Annotated in this window: 21 protein-coding genes and 1 riboswitch; of the genes, 15 read left to right on the top strand and 6 right to left on the bottom strand. The window is 58.1% G+C overall.

The annotated features are described in order from the left end of the window. The first annotated feature begins 37 nt into the window (after nt 1-37). From B9P63_RS06500 to B9P63_RS06440, 13 genes are all read left to right on the top strand, one after another. Complete coding sequence (locus B9P63_RS06500; protein WP_085307727.1) at nt 38-367, top strand: ArsR/SmtB family transcription factor; 330 nt, start codon at nt 38-40, stop codon at nt 365-367. Next, nucleotides 364-825 carry an SRPBCC domain-containing protein gene (locus B9P63_RS06495; protein WP_085307726.1) on the top strand — a complete coding sequence of 154 codons (462 nt, stop codon included), beginning with the start codon at nt 364-366 and terminating at the stop codon, nt 823-825. Before B9P63_RS06500 ends, B9P63_RS06495 begins: the two co-directional genes overlap by 4 nt. Before the next feature lie 146 nt (nt 826-971). Beyond that, nucleotides 972-2,330, top strand: a complete 1,359-nt coding sequence (xdhA, locus tag B9P63_RS06490; protein ID WP_085307725.1) for a xanthine dehydrogenase small subunit — start codon at nt 972-974, stop codon at nt 2,328-2,330. After that, on the top strand, nt 2,327-4,657 hold the full coding sequence (gene xdhB, locus B9P63_RS06485) for a xanthine dehydrogenase molybdopterin binding subunit (protein WP_085307724.1): 2,331 nt from the start codon (nt 2,327-2,329) through the stop codon (nt 4,655-4,657). The genes xdhA and xdhB overlap by 4 nt, the downstream gene beginning before the upstream one ends. Continuing rightward, nucleotides 4,647-5,579, top strand: coding sequence for a xanthine dehydrogenase accessory protein XdhC (xdhC, locus tag B9P63_RS06480; RefSeq protein WP_085307723.1), 933 nt, complete (start codon nt 4,647-4,649; stop codon nt 5,577-5,579). The genes xdhB and xdhC overlap by 11 nt, the downstream gene beginning before the upstream one ends. Next, the gene (locus B9P63_RS06475) at nt 5,576-7,105 is read left to right on the top strand and encodes an ABC transporter ATP-binding protein (protein ID WP_085307722.1); all 1,530 of its coding nucleotides are present in this window, start codon (nt 5,576-5,578) and stop codon (nt 7,103-7,105) included. The genes xdhC and B9P63_RS06475 overlap by 4 nt, the downstream gene beginning before the upstream one ends. Next, entirely contained in the window at nt 7,102-8,187 is a 1,086-nt protein-coding gene (locus tag B9P63_RS06470) for an ABC transporter permease (protein ID WP_085307721.1), read from the top strand. The genes B9P63_RS06475 and B9P63_RS06470 overlap by 4 nt, the downstream gene beginning before the upstream one ends. After that, on the top strand, nt 8,187-9,110 hold the full coding sequence (locus tag B9P63_RS06465; protein ID WP_176219113.1) for an ABC transporter permease: 924 nt from the start codon (nt 8,187-8,189) through the stop codon (nt 9,108-9,110). Before B9P63_RS06470 ends, B9P63_RS06465 begins: the two co-directional genes overlap by 1 nt. Nucleotides 9,111-9,148: 38 nt before the next feature. After that, nucleotides 9,149-10,225 (top strand): BMP family ABC transporter substrate-binding protein, encoded by a 1,077-nt coding sequence (locus B9P63_RS06460; protein WP_085307720.1) that lies wholly within the window; start codon nt 9,149-9,151, stop codon nt 10,223-10,225. A gap of 165 nt (nt 10,226-10,390) precedes the next feature. Beyond that, nucleotides 10,391-11,605 (top strand): MFS transporter, encoded by a 1,215-nt coding sequence (locus B9P63_RS06455; RefSeq protein ID WP_085307719.1) that lies wholly within the window; start codon nt 10,391-10,393, stop codon nt 11,603-11,605. Nucleotides 11,606-11,750: 145 nt separating this feature from the next. Beyond that, the gene (locus B9P63_RS06450; protein WP_085307902.1) at nt 11,751-12,683 is read left to right on the top strand and encodes an aldo/keto reductase; all 933 of its coding nucleotides are present in this window, start codon (nt 11,751-11,753) and stop codon (nt 12,681-12,683) included. Continuing rightward, a complete protein-coding gene (locus B9P63_RS06445; RefSeq protein ID WP_085307718.1) occupies nt 12,680-13,333 on the top strand; it encodes a DUF938 domain-containing protein in 654 nt (217 codons plus the stop codon). Before B9P63_RS06450 ends, B9P63_RS06445 begins: the two co-directional genes overlap by 4 nt. Nucleotides 13,334-13,339: 6 nt before the next feature. After that, the gene (locus B9P63_RS06440) at nt 13,340-14,107 is read left to right on the top strand and encodes a GH25 family lysozyme (protein WP_085307717.1); all 768 of its coding nucleotides are present in this window, start codon (nt 13,340-13,342) and stop codon (nt 14,105-14,107) included. Nucleotides 14,108-14,231: 124 nt separating this feature from the next. Here B9P63_RS06440 and B9P63_RS06435 read toward each other — a convergent pair whose 3' ends face one another. Continuing rightward, a complete protein-coding gene (locus tag B9P63_RS06435) occupies nt 14,232-16,733 on the bottom strand; it encodes a GcvT family protein (RefSeq protein WP_085307716.1) in 2,502 nt (833 codons plus the stop codon). 174 nt (nt 16,734-16,907) lie between these two features. Between B9P63_RS06435 and B9P63_RS06430 the strand changes: the two genes are divergently transcribed. Then, nucleotides 16,908-17,555: an alpha/beta hydrolase family protein gene (locus B9P63_RS06430; RefSeq protein WP_139816216.1), complete on the top strand. Its 648-nt coding sequence runs from the start codon at nt 16,908-16,910 to the stop codon at nt 17,553-17,555. Nucleotides 17,556-17,582: 27 nt separating this feature from the next. Here B9P63_RS06430 and ggt read toward each other — a convergent pair whose 3' ends face one another. Together ggt and B9P63_RS06420 are read right to left on the bottom strand one after the other, a co-directional pair. After that, complete coding sequence (ggt, locus tag B9P63_RS06425; RefSeq protein WP_085307714.1) at nt 17,583-19,331, bottom strand: gamma-glutamyltransferase; 1,749 nt, start codon at nt 19,329-19,331, stop codon at nt 17,583-17,585. Between the two features lie 24 nt (nt 19,332-19,355). Continuing rightward, nucleotides 19,356-20,342: a 2-hydroxyacid dehydrogenase gene (locus B9P63_RS06420; protein WP_085307901.1), complete on the bottom strand. Its 987-nt coding sequence runs from the start codon at nt 20,340-20,342 to the stop codon at nt 19,356-19,358. 116 nt (nt 20,343-20,458) lie between these two features. Here B9P63_RS06420 and B9P63_RS06415 point away from each other — a divergent pair, with 116 nt between their 5' ends. Further along, nucleotides 20,459-20,956: an SH3 domain-containing protein gene (locus B9P63_RS06415; RefSeq protein WP_085307713.1), complete on the top strand. Its 498-nt coding sequence runs from the start codon at nt 20,459-20,461 to the stop codon at nt 20,954-20,956. A gap of 83 nt (nt 20,957-21,039) precedes the next feature. Here B9P63_RS06415 and B9P63_RS06410 read toward each other — a convergent pair whose 3' ends face one another. The 3 genes from B9P63_RS06410 to hisC all read right to left on the bottom strand — a co-directional run bounded on the left by B9P63_RS06410 (nt 21,040) and on the right by hisC (nt 23,766). Beyond that, the gene (locus tag B9P63_RS06410; RefSeq protein WP_176219112.1) at nt 21,040-21,600 is read right to left on the bottom strand and encodes an extensin-like domain-containing protein; all 561 of its coding nucleotides are present in this window, start codon (nt 21,598-21,600) and stop codon (nt 21,040-21,042) included. A gap of 169 nt (nt 21,601-21,769) precedes the next feature. After that, nucleotides 21,770-22,684, bottom strand: coding sequence for a prephenate/arogenate dehydrogenase family protein (locus tag B9P63_RS06405; RefSeq protein ID WP_085307712.1), 915 nt, complete (start codon nt 22,682-22,684; stop codon nt 21,770-21,772). Beyond that, nucleotides 22,681-23,766: a histidinol-phosphate transaminase gene (hisC, locus tag B9P63_RS06400; protein ID WP_085307711.1), complete on the bottom strand. Its 1,086-nt coding sequence runs from the start codon at nt 23,764-23,766 to the stop codon at nt 22,681-22,683. The genes B9P63_RS06405 and hisC overlap by 4 nt, the downstream gene beginning before the upstream one ends. 400 nt (nt 23,767-24,166) lie before the next feature. Beyond that, a riboswitch (TPP riboswitch) is annotated at nt 24,167-24,270 on the top strand. Nucleotides 24,271-24,276 lie beyond the last annotated feature (6 nt).

The following is a 24,276-nucleotide window of genomic DNA, read 5'->3' as shown; positions in this document are numbered from 1 at the left end:
CTTGACAACGGGCACGCCCCTCTGAATAGTTAGCCACATGACTAACCAACTCGATCAAATCTTCTTCGCTCTCGCCGACCCCACCCGCCGCGCGGTGGTTGAACGCTTGAGCCAAGGCGCTGCACCCGTCAGCGAGCTACATGCGCCTCACGACATGGCTTTGCCGACCTTCCTGCGTCATTTGAAAGTGCTGGAGGACAGCGGGCTGACACACTCCGAAAAAACGGGCCGCGTGCGCACTGTCAGCATCAAGCCAGACCAGCTTGACACATTGGAAAACTGGCTAAACGAGCAACGCTGCACGTGGGAGCAACGGCTAGATCGTTTGGCACTGCTGGCCGCACAATTGGAAAGGACAAAAACATGACAACCGATACAGGCGATTTTGATTTTCATCGCACCCTACCGCTGGGCACGGATCAGCTTTGGCATGTTCTAACGGACGCCAACATGCGCGAGCGTTGGGGTGCTCCGAGCCCCGAAATGATTTTGAAAGTCGAGAAAAGCGATCTGCGCGTCGGCGGGATCGAGCGTCACATTTGCGGACCAAAAAAGAACCCCGAATTCGAGGTAGAGACACGCTGGTATCGCCTTGATGCGCCTAGCGATGCGGCCTTCACCGAAACCGTGGAGATCGGCGGCAGCGCGATTGGCACATCTTTGGTGACGTACCGCTTGGAAGCAAAAGGCAAAGGCACCCAGCTTTTCGTACATGTTGCCCTGTCTTCCTTTTGCGGGGCGGAGGCCTTGAGCGAGTTCAAAGATGGCTGGCAAGGCGGGTTGGCCAGCCTCGATGCTTTGGCGCACGAGTTGGCCGCAGAATAGAAATGCGGCGTAGGTTTTCATCAAAAACCTTGCAAAATTTATGAAGTGTTGCTTAGCTGAGTGCCAACAAGGCCCGCAACGCTTCTACGCCGCATCGAAGCTGTGCACCACATCAGGGCAATGGTATCGCGGCGGGCATAGTAGATATGAGCATCAAGTTTCTTCTGAATGGAGAGACAGTGGAGCTACCCGAGGCAAATCCGACGGTGACTCTGCTCGATTGGCTGCGCGAGACGCGCATGCTTAGTGGAACCAAAGAAGGCTGTAACGAGGGCGATTGCGGGGCCTGCACCGTGATGGTCACGGACGATGGCGGCGCAAAGGCGCTGAACGCCTGCATTTTATTCCTGCCACAACTTCATGGAAAAGCGGTGCGCACCGTCGAGGGCCTCAGCGGTCCGGACGGCGAAATGCACCCTGTGCAAGAAGCAATGGTTGCGCATCATGGCTCACAATGCGGGTTCTGCACGCCCGGCTTCATCGGCTCCATGGCCGTTGCGCATCGCAACGGTCGGGTTGATTTCGATGATGCCTTGGCGGGCAACCTGTGCCGTTGTACAGGATACGCCCCGATCATTCGCGCGGCAGAAGCAGCCGCAGAGCACCCTGTACCGACATGGGTTCAGGACGTCGCGCCGACGGTTCCCGCCAGCGCGCTTTCACCCGAAAGCGGCGATGAGCTGGCGGCGTGGTATCAGGCCAATCCTGATGGCACGTTGATCGCGGGAGCGACCGATGTGGGGCTTTGGGTGACAAAACAATTGCGCGATCTTGGTCCAATTGCCTTCCTGCACCGCTGCAAGGATTTGCAGCAGATCGAAGATCAGGGCGATCATTTACGCATCGGCGCGGGCGTGAGCATGGCGCAGTTGCATCCCATTTTGAAAGAGTATCACCCCTCCTACGCGGAAATGGTGCGCCGGTATGGATCGGAGCAAGTGCGCCAAGCAGCGACGATTGGCGGAAACATCGCCAACGGCTCGCCCATCGGGGACAATCCGCCTGCGTTGATCGCTCTGGGCGCGCGCTTGCATTTGCGCAAAGGCGATACGCGGCGCGAGATGGCAATCGAAGATTTCTTTGTCGCCTACGGCAAGCAGGACCGTGCACCGGGAGAATTTGTGGAGGCGGTGACGATCACAAAATCCGCGCCTGATTTGCGTTGCTACAAACTCTCGAAGCGTTTCGATCAGGATATTTCGGCGCTCTGCGGGTGTTTTAGCGTAACGCTCGACAACGGTGTGATTGCCTCTGTGCGCCTCGCATTTGGTGGCATGGCCGGCACCCCGATGAGAGCCGCCAAGGCCGAAGAGGCGCTGGTGGGCCAAGTCTGGAATGAGGCCAGTATGGACGCTGCCGCAAAGGCACTTGCGCAGGACTTCACGCCTTTGTCCGACATGCGCGCCTCTGCGGAGTACCGCATGAAAACTGCGCAGAATATGCTGCATCGCTATTTCGCCGACCTCTCGGGAGCGCCTGTTTCAGTGTTGGAGGTGCAGCCATGAGCGTCGCCAAATCCTTGCCCCATGACGCAGCAAAGCTGCATGTTTCGGGCGCCGCACGTTATGTGGATGACATTCCGACGCCCACGGGCACGCTGCATCTGGCTTTCGGGCAAAGTGAAGTCGCCCATGGCGAAATCACAGATATCGATCTGAGCGCAGTGCGCGGGTCCTTGGGAGTTACCGCCGTCCTCACGGCACAGGACCTGCCCTTCGACAATGATGTCAGCCCCTCCGCCCACGACGAGCCGCTTTTGGCCAAAGGCTCTGTGCACTACGTGGGGCAACCGATCTTTTTGGTCGTAGCCACATCGCATCTTCTGGCACGCAAAGCCGCGCGTTTGGCGAAGATCAGCTACAAAGAACTGCCCGCTCTTTTCAGTATCGACGAGGCCATGGCCGCGAACAGCCGTTTTGAAGACGCACCGCGCATTTACCAAAAGGGCGACGCGCAAACCGCAATCGCAGGCGCTGCGCGCAAGATCAGCGGCGCCATCGAAATGGGCGGACAGGAGCATTTCTATCTGGAGGGTCAAGCCGCCCTTGCCCTGCCGCAAGAAGGTGGGGATATGCTGGTGCATAGTTCCACCCAGCATCCCACGGAAATTCAACATAAAGTGGCGGAGGCCTTGGGCGTTCCCATGAACGCAGTGCGCGTTGAAGTGCGGCGTATGGGCGGTGGCTTTGGCGGCAAAGAAAGCCAAGGCAACGCGCTGGCCGTTGGCTGTGCTATAGCCGCGCGCTTGACGGGCAAGCCGTGCAAGATGCGCTATGATCGCGACGATGATATGGTGATCACCGGAAAGCGCCATGATTTCCGGATTTCGTATGAGGCGGGGTTTGACGAGACGGGCCGCATTACAGGTGTGAATTTCGTGCACTACGCGCGCTGTGGCTGGGCGCAGGACTTATCCCTGCCCGTCGCGGACCGCGCAATGCTCCATTCGGACAATGCCTATTTTTTAGAAAATGCGCGCATCGAGAGCCATCGCTTGAAGACCAACACCCAAAGCGCAACAGCTTATCGCGGGTTTGGCGGGCCGCAGGGCATGCTCGGGATCGAGCGGGTGATGGACCATATAGCGTATGATTTGGGGCGCGATCCCTTGGAAGTGCGGCGCGTCAACTATTATGCGCCTATGCAGATTGAGAATGCGGGAGCCTCCGGCGGGAGTTTTAACGGCAAGATGAAGCCGCAAACGACGCCTTATGGGATGCAGGTCGAGGACTTCATTTTACATGAGATGACCGATGCTTTGGCGATGTCATCGCAGTATGAAGCGCGGCGAGCGGCAATCGAAAAATGGAACGCGGTCAATCCGATCCTCAAAAAGGGGATCGCGCTAACGCCTGTCAAATTCGGTATTTCTTTCACGCTCACCCACCTCAATCAGGCGGGGGCTTTGGTACATGTTTACAGCGATGGCTCCGTTCATATGAACCATGGCGGCACGGAAATGGGGCAAGGTTTGTTCCAGAAAATCGCGCAGGTGGCGGCGGCGCAGTTCGGAATCGACGTGAGCCGCGTGAAAATTACCGCCACGGATACCGCAAAAGTGCCCAATACCTCCGCAACCGCGGCGTCTTCCGGCACTGATCTGAACGGGATGGCGGTGCAGGCAGCTTGCGTCACCATACGTGATCGTATGGCGCAGTTCATTGCAGGGCGGCATCACGTAAAAGCAAGTGAAGTGGCGTTTGCTCAAGGCGCGGTAGAGGTCGCGGGCACGCGTTACACATTCGAAGAGGTTGCATCGCTCGCCTACCAAAACCGCATTTCTCTGTCCGCAACGGGATTTTACAAAACGCCCAAGCTGGCGTGGGACCGCATTAAGGGCGAAGGGCGGCCCTTTTTTTACTTCGCTTATGGTGCCTCAGTGACGGAGGTCGTGATCGACACGCTTACGGGCGAGAACCGCATCCTGCGCACGGATATATTGCATGACGCAGGCGCATCTCTGAACCCGGCGCTCGACATCGGGCAGGTCGAGGGCGGATATGTGCAGGGCGCCGGCTGGCTGACCATGGAAGAGCTGGTCTGGGACGACAAGGGGCGGCTGCGCACCCATGCGCCCTCGACCTATAAAATACCTGCCTGCTCGGACCGGCCCGACATTTTCAACGTTTCGCTTTGGGATGGCAGCAATCCCGAACAAACGATTTACCGCTCCAAAGCAGTGGGAGAGCCGCCGTTCATGCACGGCATTTCAGCTCTGATGGCACTGTCCGACGCGGTAGCCGCCTGTGGCAAAGGCTATCCCTCCTTGGATGCGCCCGCAACGCCGGAGCGGATTTTGAAGACCATCCAACAGGTGCGAGATGGGGTTTGATCTGGCCACCTTGATGCAAACCGTCAAAGCGCATGGCCGCACCGCGCGGGTGGTGATCGCCGACGTGAAGGGGTCATCGCCGCGCGAAATCGGGGCAGCCATGTTGGTCTGGGACAGCGGGCAAAGCGGAACCATCGGCGGCGGAGCGCTCGAGTTTGAGTTGGCCAAGCGCGCGCTCAACGTGCAAGGCACGCGGCTAAGCCAGCACGCGTTAGGGCCAGAGTTGGGTCAATGTTGCGGCGGCGCCGTGCAGATTTTGACGGAAGTGTTTGATGCAGGCAACCTTCCCACTGCCGAAAGCGACGTGATCGCACGCGCAGTGAATGGAAGCGCAGAGGTTCCTTTGTCTGTACAGCGCCTGTTAGCAGATGCGCGCGGCAAAGGGCACGCGATCACGCCGCAGCTACGCGAGGGCTGGTTCATCGAACCGATTGAGCGACCCAGCAGACCGCTTTGGATTTGGGGCGCAGGTCATGTGGGGCGCGCGCTTGTCCAGACGCTTGCCCCGCTGCCTGATTTTGCGATCACTTGGATCGATACAAGCCCCGAGCGCTTCCCCGAGAGCATTCCCCAGCACATCACCACACTGCCCGCGAAAGAGCCTGCCCTGCTTGCCGCCCATGCACCGAAACACGCGGAGCATCTGATCCTCACATATTCCCACGCGCTTGATCTTGAATTATGCCACCAGCTCTTGAACCATGATTTTATTTTTGCCGGCCTGATCGGCTCCAAGAGCAAATGGGCGCGGTTCAGGGCGCGCCTTGGCGCACTAGGCCATACAGAAGCACAAATTTCGCGCATTTGTTGTCCAATTGGTAACCCGGAACTTGGTAAACACCCAAACGCCATTGCGATCGGTGTCGGCTCTCAACTATTGAGGCCCTGCGCCATAGCCCAAACACAAAGGACCACCGCGTGAGTGACCCGCTGCTGCGTCTGAGCGGCCTGACAAAGGCCTATCCCGGAGTGATCGCCAACAGCGATGTGTCCTTCGATATTCACAAAGGCGAAGTACATGCTTTGCTTGGGGAAAACGGTGCGGGGAAGTCCACGCTGGTGAAAATGATCTACGGGTTGGTGAAGCCTGACAGCGGCACGATGACGCTAAATGGTGCGCCCTTTACGCCTCCTGCCCCGCGCGCGGCGCGATTGTCTGGCGTGGCTATGGTGTTCCAGCATTTCTCCCTGTTCGAGGCGCTCAATGTTGCGGAAAACATTGCGCTCGGGATGGAGGATGCACCCAAGCAACGTGATCTGGCGGCGAAGATCAAAGACGTCTCCCATCAATACGGCTTGCCTCTGGACCCCTATATGCGCGTTGGTGATCTGTCGGCGGGCGAGCGGCAGCGCGTGGAAATCATTCGCTGTCTTTTACAAAACCCCAAGATTTTGATCATGGACGAGCCGACGTCGGTTTTGACGCCACAAGAGGTGGAAATCCTATTCAAGACCCTGCGCCAGTTGAAAGCCGAGGGCACGGCGATCCTGTATATCAGCCATAAGCTTGAGGAAATCCGCTCGCTTTGTGACACAGCCACAATCCTGCGCCTTGGCAAGAAGGTGGCGACATGCACGCCCGCCGAGACGAGCGCCAAGGAGTTGGCGGAAATGATGGTGGGCGAAACACTGCATGTGCCAGAGCGCGCCGCAGGAGAATTTGGCGAGGTGTTGCTGGATGTGAACGGGCTGTCCGCGCCTGCGCCTAGCGAATTTGGCACGGCCTTGAAAAATGTTTGCTTCACGGTGCGCGCGGGTGAAATTTTGGGCATCGGCGGCGTCGCGGGCAACGGGCAGGATGAATTGCTTGGGGCTTTGTCGGGCGAAGTGCGTGCGCCTGCAGGGGCGGTTAGCTTGCGCGGCAAAGATATCAGCAGGCTTGGCCCGCAAGAGCGGCGCAGCTTGGGCGTGTTGGCCGCGCCAGAAGAGCGCCTTGGCCATGCAGCCGTGCCCGATATGAGCCTGACGGAGAACGCGATGCTGTCAGGGGCGATCCGCAAGGGATTGGTGTCCTCAGGCTTTCTGAATTGGGGCAAGGCCAAGGATTTCGCAGATGAGGTGATCAAGGCCTTCGATGTGCGCACGCCCAGCGCAAGCAATGCCGCACGCTCGCTTTCTGGCGGCAATTTGCAGAAATTCGTGATTGGCCGCGAGGTTTTGCAAGACCCTGACGTTTTGGTGGTGAACCAGCCAACATGGGGGGTCGATGCCTCCGCCGCTGCCGCGATCCGACAATCCCTGATGGACCTTGCGGAAAAGGGCGCGGCGCTTGTGGTGATCAGTCAGGATTTGGATGAGTTGATGGAAATTTCCGATCACTTTGCCGCTTTGAACGAGGGGCGATTGTCCGCGACGCGGCCTATTCAGGGGCTGAGCGTGGAAGAGATCGGGTTGATGATGGGCGGCGTGCATGACCACTCCGGCGCAAATTTGGAGGGGGCAGCATGATCCGCCTAGAGAAACGCGCGCAGCCAAGCAAACTCTGGACGCTCGCCACGCCATTCGTTGCCGTGGTCCTGACGATGATCGTCGGGGGTATCATGTTCGCCATGCTGGGCAGTGATCCGTTTGAAGCGATCCGCATCATTTTCTGGGACCCGCTGTTCAGCGAGCAATTCGCAGCCTATTCGCGGCCTCAATTACTGGTGAAAGCTGGGCCGCTCATTCTGATCGCGATTGGGATTTCCATGGGCTTTAAGGCGGGCATCTGGAACATTGGCGCGGAGGGGCAATACATCATCGGTGCCATTTGCGGCGCGGGGATGGGGCTTGCCTTCTACCCCGCAGAAAGTTTCATCATTTTCCCGTTGATGATCCTTGCGGGCGCACTTGGTGGCTGGGCTTGGGCGATGATCCCTGCGGTTCTCAAGGTGCGCTTTGGTACCAATGAAATCCTGGTGTCCTTGATGCTGGTCTATGTGGCGGAGGCGTTTCTCGCTTCGGTTTCCTCTGGCCTATTGAAAAATCCGGACGGCATGGGCTTTCCGGGAAGCCGCAACTTACAGCAATACCCGGCGGCGGCGAACCTTGAGATTTTCCAAGGTTCAGGCATGCACTGGGGCGTTTTGACCGCCTTTCTCGCGGTTATTTTCGCCTACGTGCTGTTGTCGCGCCACATGCTCGGATTTCAAATCCGCCTGACGGGCGAAGCGCCGCGCGCTGCCAAATTTGCAGGGGTGAACCCTGCGCGCATCGTATTCCTGTGCCTCGGTATGGCGGGCGCGCTGGCAGGCATGGCCGGCATGTTCGAGGTGGCAGGCCCTGCGGGTCAAATCACCATCGACTTTAATTCAGGCTATGGATTCACCGCGATCATCGTCGCTTTCCTTGGCAGATTGCACCCCGTTGGCATCCTGCTTGCGGGTCTGCTCATGGCGCTGACATACATCGGCGGAGAGCTTGCATCACTGATGCTAGGCATCCCGGGCGCAGCAATCCAACTGTTTCAGGGCATGCTGCTGTTTTTCCTCCTCGCGACGGATGTGTTCATCAACTTCCGGATTCGCCTTAGCAAAACGGAGGCCGTGTAATGGACCTGTCCTCAATCAATCCAATCCTGCTGATTGCTTCGCTCATGGTGTCGGCCACACCAATCCTTCTGGCCGCGCTTGGCGAGCTTGTCGTCGAAAAATCCGGCGTCCTGAATCTTGGTGTCGAGGGGATGATGATCACCGGCGCGATCTGCGGCTTTGCGATTGGCGTCAACACGGGCTCTCCTGTGCTTGGCTTTATGTTCGCCGCGATTTGCGGCGCGCTTTTGTCGCTCGCCTTCGGGATCCTGACGCAATATTTGCTCAGCAACCAAGTGGCGACAGGCCTAGGCCTTACGCTTGTCGGGCTCGGGCTTAGCTCGCTCATCGGCAAACCCTATGAGGGGATTAAATCGCCGACGCTGCAAAAGATGGAAATCCCAATCCTTTCGGATCTTCCGATCGTTGGCAGAATGCTGTTTTCACATGATCCGATGGTCTATTTCTCGATCGCTCTGGTCGCGGTGGTTTGGGCGGTGCTCAAATATACGCGCGCGGGCCTGATCCTGCGCGCGGTCGGGGAAAGCCACGATGCAGCCCACGCACTTGGCTACAAGGTTGTGCGCATACGCATCATGGCGATCCTGTTCGGCGGGGCCTGTGCGGGGCTTGCAGGGGCCTACATCTCCCTTGTGCGTGTCCCGCAATGGACCGAAGGCATGACCGCCGGCGCCGGATGGATCGCTCTCGCCATTGTAGTCTTCGCAAGTTGGAAGCCATGGCGTATTCTGATAGGGGCCTATCTTTTTGGCGGTGTCACCGTACTACAGCTGAATCTGCAGGCAGCAGGCGCGAAGGTGCCCGTAGAGGTCTTGTCCATGTCGCCTTATCTGATAACAATCCTCGTGCTCGTGATCATCTCGGCGCGCGGCAACCACGGCGCGCCTGCAGCACTTGGCAAGATTTTCCACGCTTCTCGCTAAGAGGGGCAGAACAACTCATCCACAGGGGGATGCAACTAATGAAACGCAGAACACTTCTCGCGAGCGCGGCAGCGCTCACGCTGGCCTTTGGCGGCGCGGCATTTGCCGAAGACAAAACCAAAGTCGGTTTTGTTTTTGTTGGCCCCGTCGGCGACGGCGGCTGGACCTATGAGCACAACAAAGGTCGCCTTGCGGTCGAAGCACACTTTGGTGACAAGGTTGAAACCGTGTTTCAGGAAAGCGTACCAGAGGGCGCAGACTCCGAGCGTGTAATGACGCAGATGGCTTTGTCCGGCGCAGATCTGATTTTCACCACCTCCTTTGGTTACATGGACCCGACGATCAACGTCGCGGCCAAATTCCCAGACGTGAAATTCGAGCATGCGACAGGCTACAAACAGGCCGACAACGTGTCCGTTTATTCCGCGCGTTTCTATGAAGGCCGCGCCATTCAGGGTCATATCGCGGGCAAGATGACAAAAACCAACAAGATCGGTTACATCGCCTCCTTCCCGATTCCAGAGGTTATTCGCGGCATCAACTCTGCCTATATCCACGCCAAGAAAGTAAACCCTGACGTCGAGTTCTCGATCATCTGGGCCTACACATGGTTCGATCCCGCCAAGGAAGCAGACGCAGCGCAAGCGCTGATCGAGCAAGGCGCAGACGTGATCTTGCAGCACACCGATTCTACCGCACCCCAAGCCGCGGCTGAGGCGGCTGGCAACGTTGTGACATTTGGCCAAGCATCCGACATGGCCGAGTTCGGTCCATTTCCGCGCGTGTCCTCGATCATCGACGATTGGGCACCCTATTACATCGACCGCGTTCAAGCGGTCATGGATGGCACATGGACCAGCACGAGCACATGGGACGGCATAGGCGCTGGCATGGTCGCGATCGGCGAGATTTCCGATGCGGTGCCTGCGGACGTAAAAGCCGAAGCGCTTGCGATGCAAGACGCATTGGCCGACGGCAGCTATCACGCCTTTACTGGCCCGATCAACAAGCAGGACGGCACAGTCTGGCTCGCCGAGGGCGAAACAGCAGATGACGGCACACTTGCGGGCATGTCCTTCTACGTTGAAGGCCTGACAGGCGAAATCCCCAACTAAACGGGATCAATACAAACGAAAGGCCTCGTTCAAACATGAACGGGGCCTTTTTTGTGCGCAGCCTGCGCACCACAAAATGTCGTTTTCACACGCAACTGTCGCGCTTTGGACAGAAGGCCACGTGAAAGCACCGATGCTCGGGGCAAATAACCCGAGCTAAAGACTATGTTTGAACGCCGCATCCCCGAATGGCTCCGCCATGCTCCAGCGCCATCCGTGCGCGGATTTGCGGTGCTTGCGGCCTTCGAGGCGATCACGCGGGGCATTCTGATTTCGGTCTTTCCCATCGCCATGTACAACGCTTTGGGCGATGCGGCCTTGATCAGCTCGGTCTATTTCGCCATCGGCATCCTGTCGCTGAGCATCGCGCTGCTGATCCCATTTATGACCCGCTATATCGCACGCAGGTGGATGTATGCGATCGGCGCTTCGGGCTTTATGATAGGCGCAGGCTGCGCCAGTTTCGGAACCCCCGAAATGATGATCCTCGCACTGGCGCTGAATTCACTGGCGACGGTCACCACCTTCGTATGTTTCAACGCCTACGTGCTAGATTACATTGCGCGGGTCGAACTGGGCAAATGCGAAACGCTGCGCATGTTCTACTCAGCACTTGGCTGGACGGTCGGGCCGCTCCTTGGCGTCGTGCTTTGGGGCCTATGGCAACCTGCACCATTCGTGGTTTCGGCCATCTCGGCTGCCATCATGCTGGGAATGTTCACCTATATGCGCATGGGCAACGGCAAATTGATCACGCGCGCCAAGACACCGCCGCCCAATCCGCTGGCATTCATCGGCCGCTTCTTCGAACAGCCTCGCCTGATTGCAGGCTGGCTTTTTGCGGTGATCCGTTCATGTGGATGGTGGGCCTATGTGGTCTATCTGCCGATCTATGCAGTGCAAAACGGGCTGAGTGAGCAGCTTGGCGGCGCACTTTTGTCCGTGACAAATGCAGCGCTGTTCCTGTCGCCGTTCATGCTGCGCTGGATGCAGGCCCACTCGATCAAATATTCTGTGCGCACGGGATTCGTTGCATGCGCCGTTTTGTTCACCGCCGCAAGCGTGAGCGTCATCCCCGCCTGGCTCGCCGTAGTGCTTTTGTTCGCAGCGAGCCTATTTCTGATCCTGCTTGATATCTGCGCAGGCCTGCCTTTCCTGATGGCTGTGAAACCGTCGGAGCGCACGGAAATGTCGGCGATCTATTCATCCTATCGCGACGTATCGGGCATCGCGACGCCGGGAATCGCATGGCTGGTTTTGCTTGCGGTTCCGATATCAGGGATATTCGCAGCGACGGGCATCGCTTGTATGATCGCATGGGGTATTGCAGGCCAGCTTCATCCACGCCTTGGGGCAGCACGTCTGAAACTGCCCGCGTAACCCCACATTTCACGCGGCGCACACTGCCTTCGGCCTACGCCGCAAGGTGCCACTGTTCTGCCGCACGATCGCAACGCTGAACAAACCCTTTGGGGCTGTGCATAGCCCCTTTCCAAGCTACAGCACGCATGGCATTCTTGCCGGTATGAGCCATATCACCAGCACAAATCACACCCCTCTCAGCAAATTTGCCTTCGGCGCGATGCAGTTCGGCGGCAAGGCGGATGAAACCGCTGCCGCGCAGATGTTCGAAGCCGCGCATGGCGCCGGAATCACCCATTTCGACACCGCTTATCTTTATACCGACGGCGCATCAGAACGGCTGCTTGGTGCACTCGCAAAACCTGTGCGCGAACACCTGATCATCGCCACGAAAGTGGCCTACGATGGTGACGGCGATCCAGCAAGGCTGCAAGCGGATTTCGACACATCGCTTTCGCGGCTCGACATGGACTACGTCGACATCCTTTATCTGCACATGCACGTCGGCCTTGATCTACCGCGCGCTTTGGAATGGATGTCGAAGCAACAAAATGCTGGCAAAATTCGCTACATCGGCGTGTCGAATTTCGCCGCATGGCAGGTCATGGAGGCGGTGCAGATCGCGCGGGAGAACGCGACGCGGATCGATATCATCCAGCCGATGTATAATCTCGTCAAGCGTCAGGTAGAGGTGGAGTTGCTGCCCATGTGTATGGATCAAGGAATCACCTGCGCGCCCTACTCGCCCCTCGGCGGTGGTCTGCTTACGGGCAAATATGCGCAAGGCGGTGCAGGCCGCATCAAATCGGACGCACGCTACGGCGAGCGCTATTCGCTGCCCTTCATGCACGAGACCGCCGCCGCGCTAAGCGCGCTTGGCGCAGAGATCGGCGTGCATCCAGCCACGCTCGCCGCCGCATGGGCCGCACACCACATTGCAGCGCCGACACCGATTCTTTCGGCGCGCTCCGCCGCGCAGCTCACGCCCTCACTGGACGCCATCCGCTTTGACATGGACAACGCCCTCTACGCGCGCATTTCAGCGCTCAGCCCTGCCCCACCACCGGCAACCGATAGATGGGAAGAACGCGCATGAGGCCCGCTTTGCCGGACACAGCAAACATCGCCGACACGCTAGAGGATGGCCGCCTGTTCGCCCCCTCTGCCGCGCGCAATACAGCGCAGATTTGCACCGTTCTGCGCGACGTCGCGCCGCACAGTGGCCGTGCGCTCGAGCTTGCCAGCGGCACAGGTCAGCACGCGCTCGCCTTCGCGCGCGCCTGCCCGGGGCTGACATGGGTGCCCACCGATGTGGACCCCGCACGCCTACGATCCATCGGAATTTACGTAAGTGAAGCGCAGCTTGAGAACCTCACGCTCCCCGTTCCACTTGACGCGGCTAAAGAGGGTTGGAGCAAAACTACGGGTCCCCTCGATCTGATCGTGTTGGTGAACCTACTGCATCTGATAAGCGCCCCGGAGGCGCAGGCGCTTGTCCGCGAGGTCGCTCTGGCGCTTAAATCAGGCGGCACTTTCATGCTCTATGGCCCTTTCATGCGCAGCGGTGAATTGACGTCTGAGGGCGATGCGCGCTTTCATGAAAGCCTTGTGAGCACAGATACGAACATCGGCTACAAGGATGATTTCGACGTGATCGATTGGGCTGTTGAGGCGGGGTTGGACGTGGCGCATGTGCTTGAAATGCCTGCAAACAATCTGAGCTTCGTATTTTGCAAACCGGAGTAACGCGCCATGAGCTTGTTCAGTCGCCGCACCGCTTTGAGCAGTTTTGCAAGCCTGCCCTTGCTCGCGGCGCCCTCGCTTTTGCTGGCGCGCTCTACGTTCAAGGACAACCATCCTGTCGATTTCGGCCCTCGCGGTCCGTCCTCCTTTCCAGTTCACGGCATTGATGCCGCACGCTTTCAAGGCCATATGGATTGGAACCGGATCAAACGCCAAGACATCAAATTTGCTTGGCTCAAAGCGACTGAGGGCGGTGATTTACTCGACCCTGAATTCCAGCGGAACTGGCGCGCGGCAAAACGTGCAGGCATGCCTGTGGGGGCTTACCATTTCTATTATTTTTGCACCGATCCGGACACACAAGCCAAGTTGTTCATCAAGAACGTCCCGCGCCTGCGCGGCGGCATGCCCCCTGTGCTCGATCTGGAATGGAACCCGTTTTCTCCCACTTGTGTGCTGCGCCCACCCGCCGCCGAAGTGCGCCGGGTTGCGAACCGCTTCATCCAGATTATCGAGCGGCATTACCGCACCAACGTGGTTGTCTACACCACACCGGATTTCTGGGAACGTAACGATGTCGCCCACCTCAAGCGCGATCTATGGCTCCGCTCGACCGCGAACCACGTAGAGGAGCGCTATGGCACACGCGATTGGCGGTTTTGGCAATATACCGCGACAGGCGTGCTCGACGGGGTTGAGAAAGAAATTGATCTGAACTGCTTTAATGGTGGACGCGGACAGTTTCGCAATTGGCTCAACGCGCGCGCCGTGCGCTAATGACCGCAGCGGCGAAGGTTAATCCTGCAATCCGCAAAGCCTTGCGCGAAAATCGTAAAAAAGCACATCCTTCCAGGAAGGATGTGCTCTGGTTTTACAATAGTTAAACCTCGTAGAAGGTTCATCACCCGTCGATGCGGATCGTTGCGTTCTTGGGATCATAAGGGCTATCTTCGACGATCTCACAATCCCAAAGCTGGTTCAGCATTTTCACTTTCAGCTTCTGGCCAACAACCGCCAAGTCAGGGCGCACATATCCCATTCCGATCGACCTACCGAAATGTACGGAATAGCCGCCGGACGTCAGACGCCCAATCTTGGTTTCCCCGTCATAAAGCGCCTCGCGGCCCCATGGGTCCGCATCGCTTGGCCCGTCGATCAGCAACGTCACACATTTGGAGCGCACGCCAATCGCTTCCATCTCGGCCTTGCCCTGAAACTCTTTCGACAGATCAATAAAGCGCGGCAGGTCCGCCTCTGCTGGGGTCGCATCGCGGCCAAGCTCGTTGCCAAACGCGCGGTAAGATTTTTCCTGACGCAGCCAGTTTTGCGCACGCGCGCCAACAAGCTTCATGCCATGCGGCTCACCTGCCTTTTCCAGTAGATCGAAAAGGTAGTTCTGCATTTCCATCGGGTGATGCAGCTCCCAACCCAGTTCGCCCGTGTAGGCCACGCGGATTGCGTTCACAGGACACATGCCCAGCTCAATCTTGCGCGCGGACAGCCATGGGAAACGCTTATTGCTCAGTGCAGTCGCAGGATCAGCATCCTTGATCACCGCATTCAAAACATCGCGTGACTTCGGGCCTGCGATAGCAAAGACGCCCCACTGCGTCGTCACATCCTGAATTTCGATATAGCCAAATTCAGGCGCTTTATCTTCAGCACATTTGCGCAGGAAATCAGCATCATAGGCCGTCCAAGCCCCTGCGGACACGAGATAATAATCGTTCTCGCCATTGCGCACGATCGTATATTCCGTGCGCGTCGTTCCCGCCGCAGTCAGCGCATAAGTCAGGTTGATGCGGCCCACTTTGGGCAATTTGTTGCAGGTGAACCAATCAAGGAACGCGGTTGCGCCCGGTCCTTTGACCACATGTTTGGTAAAGGCGGTCGCATCAATAAGGCCTACGCCTTCACGGATCGCTTTCGCCTCGTCGACAGCATGGCTCCACCAGCCGCCACGGCGGAATGATCGTGCATCGTGGTCAAACGTCTCCGGCGCATCAAGAGGCCCGTAATAGTTCGGACGCTCCCACCCGTTCACAAACCCGAATTGCGCTCCACGCGCTTTCTGGCGGTCATAAGCAGGCGCAGTGCGAAGCGGACGACACGCGGGGCGCTCCTCATCTGGGTGGTGAAGGATATAGACGTGGTCGTAGCACTCTTCATTCTTGCGCGCCGCATATTCGGTCGTCATCCAAGTGCCGTAGCGTTTGGGATCAAGCGAGGCCATGTCGATCTCGGCCTCACCATTCACCATCATCTGCGCGAGATAATAGCCGGTGCCACCAGCCGCTGTGATCCCGAATGAAAACCCCTCGGCCAGCCACATGTTGCGCAGACCCGGCGCAGGGCCGACAAGCGGGTTGCCGTCAGGCGTATAGCAAATCGGACCGTTAAAGTCGTCTTTAAGACCACTTTCTTCGCAGGACGGTATCCGATGGATCATCGCCATGTATTGCTCTTCGATGCGATCCAGCGCGAGCGGGAACAAGTCTGCGCGGAAGCTATCGGGAACGCCATATTCAAACACCGCTGGCGCGTCTTTCTCATAGACACCCAAAATCCAGCCGCCACGTTCCTCGCGCACATAGCTTTGTGCGTCCGCATCGCGGATCACGGGATGCTCTGGGTTGCCATCCTTGCGCCATTTCTGAAGCGCCGGGTCAACGTCGGTGACGATGAACTGATGCTCAACGGGGATCGCAGGGATTTTAATGCCCAGCATCTTCGCCGTGCGTTGCGCATGATTGCCCGAAGCGGTCACAACATGCTCAGCAGTGATGACAACTTGCTCGTCAGACGGAACCAGATTGCCGCCCTTTTCGATCATCTTGGTGCAGGTCACATCCCAATGCGTACCGTTCCAGTCAAACGCATCAGCTTGCAAACGGCGCACGATCTCAACGCCGCGTTGACGCGCACCTTTGGCCATCGCCATGGTCACATCCGCAGGGTTAATGTAGCCGTCCGTTTGATGATACAATGCACCTTCGAGCGTCTCTGTATTGATCAGCGGCCAGCGCGCCTTGATCTCGTCGGGCGAGAGAAACTCATACGGCACGCCGCAGGTTTCTGCTGTGGTCGCATAGACCATATATTCATCCATGCGTTCCTTGGTCTGCGCCATGCGCAAGTTGCCAACGACCGCAAAGCCAGCGTTGAGGCCCGTCTCTGCCTCAAGCTGCTTGTAGAATTCGACCGAATACTGGTGAATATGCGTGGTCGCGAAGGACATGTTGAACAGCGGCAGCAGACCCGCTGCATGCCAGGTCGAGCCTGAGGTCAACTCATCACGCTCCAAGAGCATAACATCGTCCCAGCCCGCTTTGGCCAAGTGATAGGCAATCGAGGTTCCAACGGCACCGCCGCCGATAACCAGTGCTTTGACATCCGTTTTCATAAGTCCGCGACTCCCTAGGACCATCGTTGCATGACTTGTGCCAAATACGCGCGCCGAGCGGTGGGTCCAGCCGACTTAAAACTGCAAAATTGCGACCTTTGACGCATTGCGACGTGGATGATTGATATCAAAGCAACGCCAGGTAGTATGATAATTTTGAATAAAGGGCTTCCTATGACCTCCATTTCAGTGAACGATGCTGCCACTTTGGCCGAGGCCAGTTACGATATCGCGCGCATTACATCGCCTAAACGTATTATTTCATGCACTCATCCCGATGTGCAGGCGCATATCATGGAGGGTAACATCTTGCTTTTGCCCGGGTCCAATTCTCTGCGCGACTATTTGAAATATAACCTGCGCCCGCTTCGGCTTGGTCATAAGCGGTTGCGCTTGAAAGACGGTGGCACCGCCAAAGGCGCGTCGGGAACGACATGGCATCAAGGGTTTCTGGCCTACGCTAAAGTCGTTTACGATTGGCTGGACGAGCAGAACATCAAGCCACAGCAAATCATCGGCCACTCGCTTGGCGCGGCTGCTGGACAGATTTTGTCCAAAAGCTACGGCGTGCCAGCCATCGGCTTTGCCGCTCCGCGCCCCAAGTTGGTCAAGGGGCCAGTCAAATACGATGGGCTTTGTCTTTTGATCAATCGCGCTGACGATCTTGTGCCAACACTCCCCTCGGGATTTCATCATATGAGCAAAGCAAGGTTGCTCACGCCGCCAAGGTCACAGTGGTTTTCCTCACACAAAATGGCGTCTTACAAGGTCACAACAAAAGACGCGCAGCAAGCAGGGCACCTCCCCCATCAATGGCCCTGACACACGCGCTTCATCTTGCCAATAAACTCATTCCCCAAGCGCAACCCCCTCGCGCCGTGGATCAGCCCCGCCCTGCAGGTTGTCGCCAATCGCAATAACATGCAGCCCGGAGTTGAGATCACGCATGTTCACTTTGTACCCCAGCGCCTCCAAATCGGGGGCAAGCGCCTCCATCGCGCTACCTGCCTCCAGATCGAACGTGCCAAAACGGTTAACACCATGAGCAAGTGACACCGCCTGCTGCGCGTCCATACCCCAATCCAGATGCGCAATGATCGTCTTGGCGACATAGCCGATGATCCGGCTACCGCCGGGGCTTCCTACGACCAGCACAGGCTTACCATCCTTAAGCACGATCGTCGGTGCCATAGAAGAACGCGGGCGTTTGCCCGGCGCAATCGCATTGGCAATGGGAACGCCATCCTTATGGGTGCGAAACGAGAAATCGGTCAGCTCGTTATTGAGCAGAAATCCGTTAACCATCAGTCGCGAGCCAAAGGCGTTTTCGATTGTCGTGGTCATGCTCAGCGCATTTCCATAGCTGTCCACGATGGAAATATGCGAGGTAGAGGGCAACTCAAGGCTCTCGTCATCCGCCCAGATCATCGCATGATCAAAGGCAGGCATTCCAGCCATAACGCTTTCCAGCGCAAGCCCACCATCCAGCGCCTCTGCGCGCAAGGCAAGGTATTCGGGATCGATCAGCCCTTTCACAGGCACAGGCACGAAATCACTATCCGCCATGTAACGCCCGCGATCCGCAAAGGCGAGGCGCGAGGCATCTGCAATCAAACGCCAGCTTTGCACATTGTCAGGGCCAAGCGCGTCAAGATCATATTTATCCAACATCCCAAGGATTTGCCCCACCGTCAGCGCCCCGGACGAGGGCGGCCCCATACCGCAAACCTCATGCTCGCGGTAACTGGCACAGACCGGCGCACGTTCTTTCACTTGATAACTCGCCATATCCCGCATGGCCAATACCCCCGGATTGCCACTGGCAGTTTGCACCGCGTGCACAATGTCGCGGGCGATTTGCCCACCATAGAAATTCACTGTGCGATTCTCAGCCAGATCACGCAGGGTCGCAGCATACTCAGGATTGCGCAGCGTCTGGCCCTCTTTCAAAGGAATGCCGGTGGGGTAAAAATACGCCGCCGTGCCACCAAACCGCACCAAACGATCTGCATCCCGCTCGATCATACCCGCCAGGCGCGCGGAAACTGAAAAGCCCTCCGTCGCCAACGCGATTCCATCCTCGAACAGGCTATCCCATTTCTGGCTCCCCCATTTTTGATGTGCCTTTTCCATCAAAGCAGGCGTGCCCGGAACCCCGACAGAGCGCCCTCCGACCACGGCGTCAAAGAACTTCAAGGTCTCGCCATTCTCGTCCTGAAACAGGCGCGGCGTAACTGCGGCTGGCGCTGTTTCGCGCCCGTCTAGTGTGGTTAACGCACCGCTCTTGGCGTCGTACCAAACCAGAAACGCACCGCCACCAAGGCCGGAGCTTTGCGGCTCCACCAGTCCCAGAACCGTCTGCACCGCAATCATCGCATCAGCGGCTGTGCCCCCGCGCTCCAACACCTTCGCACCTGCTTGCGAGGCCAGCGGATTGGCAGCAACGACCATCCAGTCTTGCGCAGTAACAGGACGACCAGAGGCTTTGGCATTGATCGAAATGGTTGTTTCAGGCTGCACCGCATCTGCGGCGTCTTGGGCAAAAACAGCAAAGGGCGCAAGCAGCGCCAGTCCTGTTGTAATCAGTCTCTGGCGCATAATCTCTCTCCCATTAAGGCTGCTCTACAGCATCCCTGGTACGACCTGATCCGGCGGGCGATGCCCATCGGCGAAGGTCTTGATATTGATGATAACTTTCTCGCCCATCTCAAGACGACCCTCCTGCGTGGCCGACCCCATATGGGGCAGCAGCACCACATTGGGCAGGCCTTGCAGCCGCGGGTTCACTTCGGAACCATGCTCGTAGACATCAAGGCCCGCACCCGCGATCTCGCCCGCTTGCAACATCCGCGTCAACGCGTTTTCATCGATGACTTCACCGCGGGAGGTGTTGATGATCACCGCAGAGGGTTTCATGAGCTTGAGCCGGCGCGCGTTTAGCTGGTGGAAGGTCGAGGGGGTATGTGGGCAATTCACAGAAATCACGTCCATGCGCGCGACCATTTGATCAAGGCTCTCCCAATAGGTGGCCTCTAGCCCCGCTTCAACCTCGGGGCGTAAGCGGCGGCGGTTGTGATAATGGATCTGCATCCCGAAGGCGCGCGCGCGGTGCGCGACCGCTTGACCAATGCGGCCCATGCCAAGAATTCCAAGGCGGCGTCCACCAACGCGCCCGCCCAGCAAAGCGGTCGGGGCCCAGCCGGTCCATTTTCCCGATTGCATCACGCTAAGGCCCTCGGGAATGCGCCGCGTCACGGCTAGCATCAGCGCCATGGTCATATCAGCGGTGTCGTCGGTCAAAACGCCCGGCGTATTGGACACCAGAATGCCACGTTGCCGCGCCGTGGCCACGTCAATGTGATCCACGCCCGCGCCGTAATTCGCGATCAGTTTCAGTTGCGGCCCCGCCTGCGCCAGAAGCGCCGCGTCGATTTCATCGGTCACCGTGGGGACCAGCGCATCGGCAGTTTTCACTGCTTGCGCCAGCTCCGCGCGCGTCATGGGCGTATCGTTATCACGCAAACGCACATCAAAAAGCTCTTTCAGGCGCGTCTCTACTGCATCGGGAAGGCGTCGCGTCACGACAACACTCAAGCGTTCTGATGGCATCTTGCTCTCCTTGCGGCTTTCCAAACGGTGCGTTCAGGTGCAGAGTGCCGAAAAGCGCGGGCAGCTACAAGAACCTATGCGCAATAATATTACGCAGTCAAAATACAGGCCACCAAATGAACCTTTTTGCGACGCTTATGCGTGCCGCCTTGATTACTGCTTTGGCAACGACTGCCAACGCGCAGGATCGCGGGACAGTGACCAATCTTCCCTTGCCACGCTTCGTATCGCTCAAGGCTTCCGAAGGAAATGTGAGGCGCGGTCCGTCCCTGACGCACCGCATCGACTGGGTCTTCAAACGCCGTGACATGCCACTGGAAATCACAGCCGAGCATGGCCATTGGCGCCGCGTGCGTGACCGCGACGGGGCTGGCGGCTGGGTCCATTACTCACTGCTCTCCGGTACGCGCTATATTTTGGTCGAAACCGATATGCTCGCGATCCATCAACGCCCTGATCCAGAAACCCCCGTAATGGCGCGGCTGGAATTAGGCGTGATCGCACGCCTCGGAAAATGCGGCCCGCTTTGGTGCCGGCTTACCTCCGCCGGCTACAAAGGCTGGGCCCCGAAAGAAGCACTCTGGGGGGTAAAGCCAACAGAAATTCGTGACTAGCTTCCTCTTTCCAAAAATATCGCGGGGAGTGCGAGGGGCTGGCCCCTCGCATCGATCGGATTGGCAAAGCCAATTCGAAACCGCTATTTGCAATAACTGCCCGAACGATAGCGCGCCGTATCAAAGTGGAAATGATCCTGATGATAGCGATCCGCATTCGGGCCAAGCACCGTGCCGAACGGGCCGCAGGCCGCCTTGTGCATCCGCTTGAGCGCAGGACCATCCTTGGCTGAACGCCAGCCCTTCAGAAGCGTGATCGTCTGACCGTTCTTCAAGGTAAAGCCAGAAACATCAATCGCACGCCCCTTGCCGTGCTCAGAGATCTTCGCGCCCTTTTTGTTGTTGCGCGTTCGGCAGGCATAGTGCGCTGCAACCTCGATCGTGGACACACCGGCGCCGCGATTGCCGAGGGCGGGCTTCACACCCTTTTCCACCCAGACCTTCAGCGCTTTCGCCGTGCCACAATCCATGGTCGACGATTGGCTCAGCTTCACGCCCGCGACCGAACGCAGCTTGATCGCATTATCGACGCCGCAGCCGTTAATCCGTCCCGGGACGCGGCCAACCACTTCGCCTTGCAGCGCAGGATCGCCACAGACGGAGCCGCGCGCAAGTTCGCGTTTGTGTTTTTGACGCTGGCCCATGACCTTTTGCGCAAGGCCTTTGGGCCGTGCAAGCGGACGCGCAGCTTGGGCCGCATGTTTAGCACAGCAGCCTCTTGCCCGCGCGCATGCGGACGCATCGAAGCATCAGGCGCGATCGCAAGGGCGGGCAGTGCCAAAATGCTGAGCATTAGCGCTGCGACAAGCTGCCTCATGATTTCACACGCCCAAAATCCGGAGCATCTGTGTCCTGCCCCGCTTCGATAATACCACGACGGATGGCACGTGTGCGCGTAAAATAGTCATGTAGCATTTCACCGTCCCCCGTGCGGATCGCCCGTTGCAGCGCAAAAAGCTCTTCGGTAAAGCGCCCCAGAATTTCCAGCGTCGCGTCCTTGTTGTTTAAGAACACATCGCGCCACATGGTAGGGTCGGAGGCCGCAATGCGGGTAAAGTCGCGAAAACCCGCCGCCGAGTAGTTGATAACCTCGCTATCGGTCACACGGCCAAGGTCATCAGCAACCCCCACCATCGTGTATGCAATCAGGTGCGGCGCGTGCGAGGTAACGGCAAGGACCAGATCATGATGATCCGGGTCCATACGCGCTGTATTCGATCCGATCCCTTGCCAAAGCGCCTCGATTTTGTCCACTGCAGCGGCGTCGCTGCCCTGCACGGGCACAATCAGGAACCAGCGTTTCTCGAACAACTCGGCAAAGCCCGAACGCGGGCCAGAATGCTCTGTGCCCGCCAGTGGATGCGAGGGAACGAAATGCACACCACTCGGCAAGTGCGGCGCAACCGCGTCGATGACCGCGCGTTTGACCGAGCCTACGTCGGTGACCGTCGCGCCCTGTTTCAAGGCAGGTGCAATCTCGCGCGCGACGCTTTCCATAGCTCCGACAGGCACGCAAAGCACCACGAGATCCGCGCCTTCGACCGCCTCTGCTGCACTCTGATAAACCGTGTCGCACAGGCCAATTTCGCGCGCCGTCTCACGGGTCTCGCTAGAGCGCGCATAGCCTACGACTTCGCCCGCAAGCCCGTCGCGCTTGATCGCCCAATAGAGCGAGGATGCGATCAACCCGAGGCCGATAAGCGCGACGCGGTCGTAAATCCGGCTCATCGCGCACCGCCTTTGAATTGGCCGACCGCATGGGCGACTTGCCGGCAGGAAGCCTCATCCCCGACCGTGATACGCAAGGCATTGGGCAATTTGTAGCCCGACACCCGGCGCACGATAAGCCCTTGGGATTGCAGATAGCTATCGCATGCGCCTGCCTCTTCTTCGCTACCAAACCGCGCGAGAATAAAATTGGCGAGGCTGGTGTCAGAGGGCACGCCATGTTGCGCCAGCGCATGGGCCAGCCAGTCGCGCCACTTGGCGTTGGCATCGCGGCACTGCGTGACATAGGCTTGGTCGCGCACCGCGGCGGTGGCGGCGGCAAGCCCCGCTTCGCTCAGATTGAAGGGACCACGAATGCGGTTCAGCACGTCGATGATCGCTTGCGGCGCATAGCCCCAACCGACGCGCAAACCACCAAGACCGTAGATCTTCGAAAACGTCCGTGTCATCACCACGTTCTCGCGTGCAGTGACCAAAGATGCGCCGCCATCATACTCCTCGACATATTCCGCATATGCGCCGTCCAGCACAAGAATCGCCTGCTCTGGAATGCCCTGCGCAAGGCGCTCGACTTCTGACTGCGCGATCATCGTGCCGGTTGGATTGTTCGGGTTGGCGATGAACACCAGCTTGGTGCGCTGCGTGCAGGCCGCAAGGATCGCATCGACGTCCGTCACGCGGCTTTGCTCGCGCACTTCAACGGGCGTAGCACCAGCGGCGCGCGCAGAAATCGCGTACATGGCAAAACCATGCTCGGTGTGAATCACCTCGTCGCCGGGACCTGCATAGGCCTGGCACAAGAACGCGATAATCTCGTCCGAGCCTGCTCCGCAAATGATCTGCTCCGGGTTAAGCCCGTAGACCTCGCCAATTGCGCCGCGTAGCTCGCCGTGATCCGCAGATGGATAACGGTGCAAGCTGCGCCCCGCGCCCTCGAAGGCCTTGATCGCCGCCTCGCAAGGTCCGAACGGGTTCTCGTTCGAGGAGAGTTTAACCACATTGCTCACGCCCTCGATATGCGCCGTGCCGCCTTGATAAAGCGCGATGTCCATAATGCCGGGCTGGGGTGTGATCTTGGTCATAAAGCGTCTCCTTACAGGGCGTTTTAGCTATGCGGCAGGTAGAACGCTAGCACGAAAGAAAAGTGCGGGGTTCGGGTGTTGCAAAGGATGTAAAGCGCAGTGGGGAATACAGGCAAACGGATTATCTATGAGGGTCTGTTTTGAGCCCAGTGTGTGAATTATTTCTTCGTGATGCGGATGCCTCCAGCACAAAGATTGCCGCATGGGCGAAAAAACCTGCGCTGCAAAGTGTCGCAAAAAGCAGGCATTCAGGCCAGTTATCCCTGGACTTTTCTGTTGCATTTTAGCGGATCAATCGCCGCGGTTGGCCTTTCGAAGTTCAATAACGGAAATCTTTGAACTGGCTTCCTGAGACGGTTTATCCAATTGACGCATCTGCATAAGCATTTTATCGATGTGTCAATATCTGTTGGGGTGCCCCTATGCGGGCTGAGATGCACAAGTTGCAAACCCATTGAACCTGAACTGGTTAGGACCGGCGGAGGGAACAGCTTGCGGACCTCGCATCCG

This window comes from Planktotalea arctica (genome assembly GCF_002105285.1).
Taxonomy (GTDB): Bacteria; Pseudomonadota; Alphaproteobacteria; order Rhodobacterales; family Rhodobacteraceae; genus Planktotalea; species Planktotalea arctica.
This window is presented reverse-complemented; position numbering and strand designations above follow the sequence as displayed.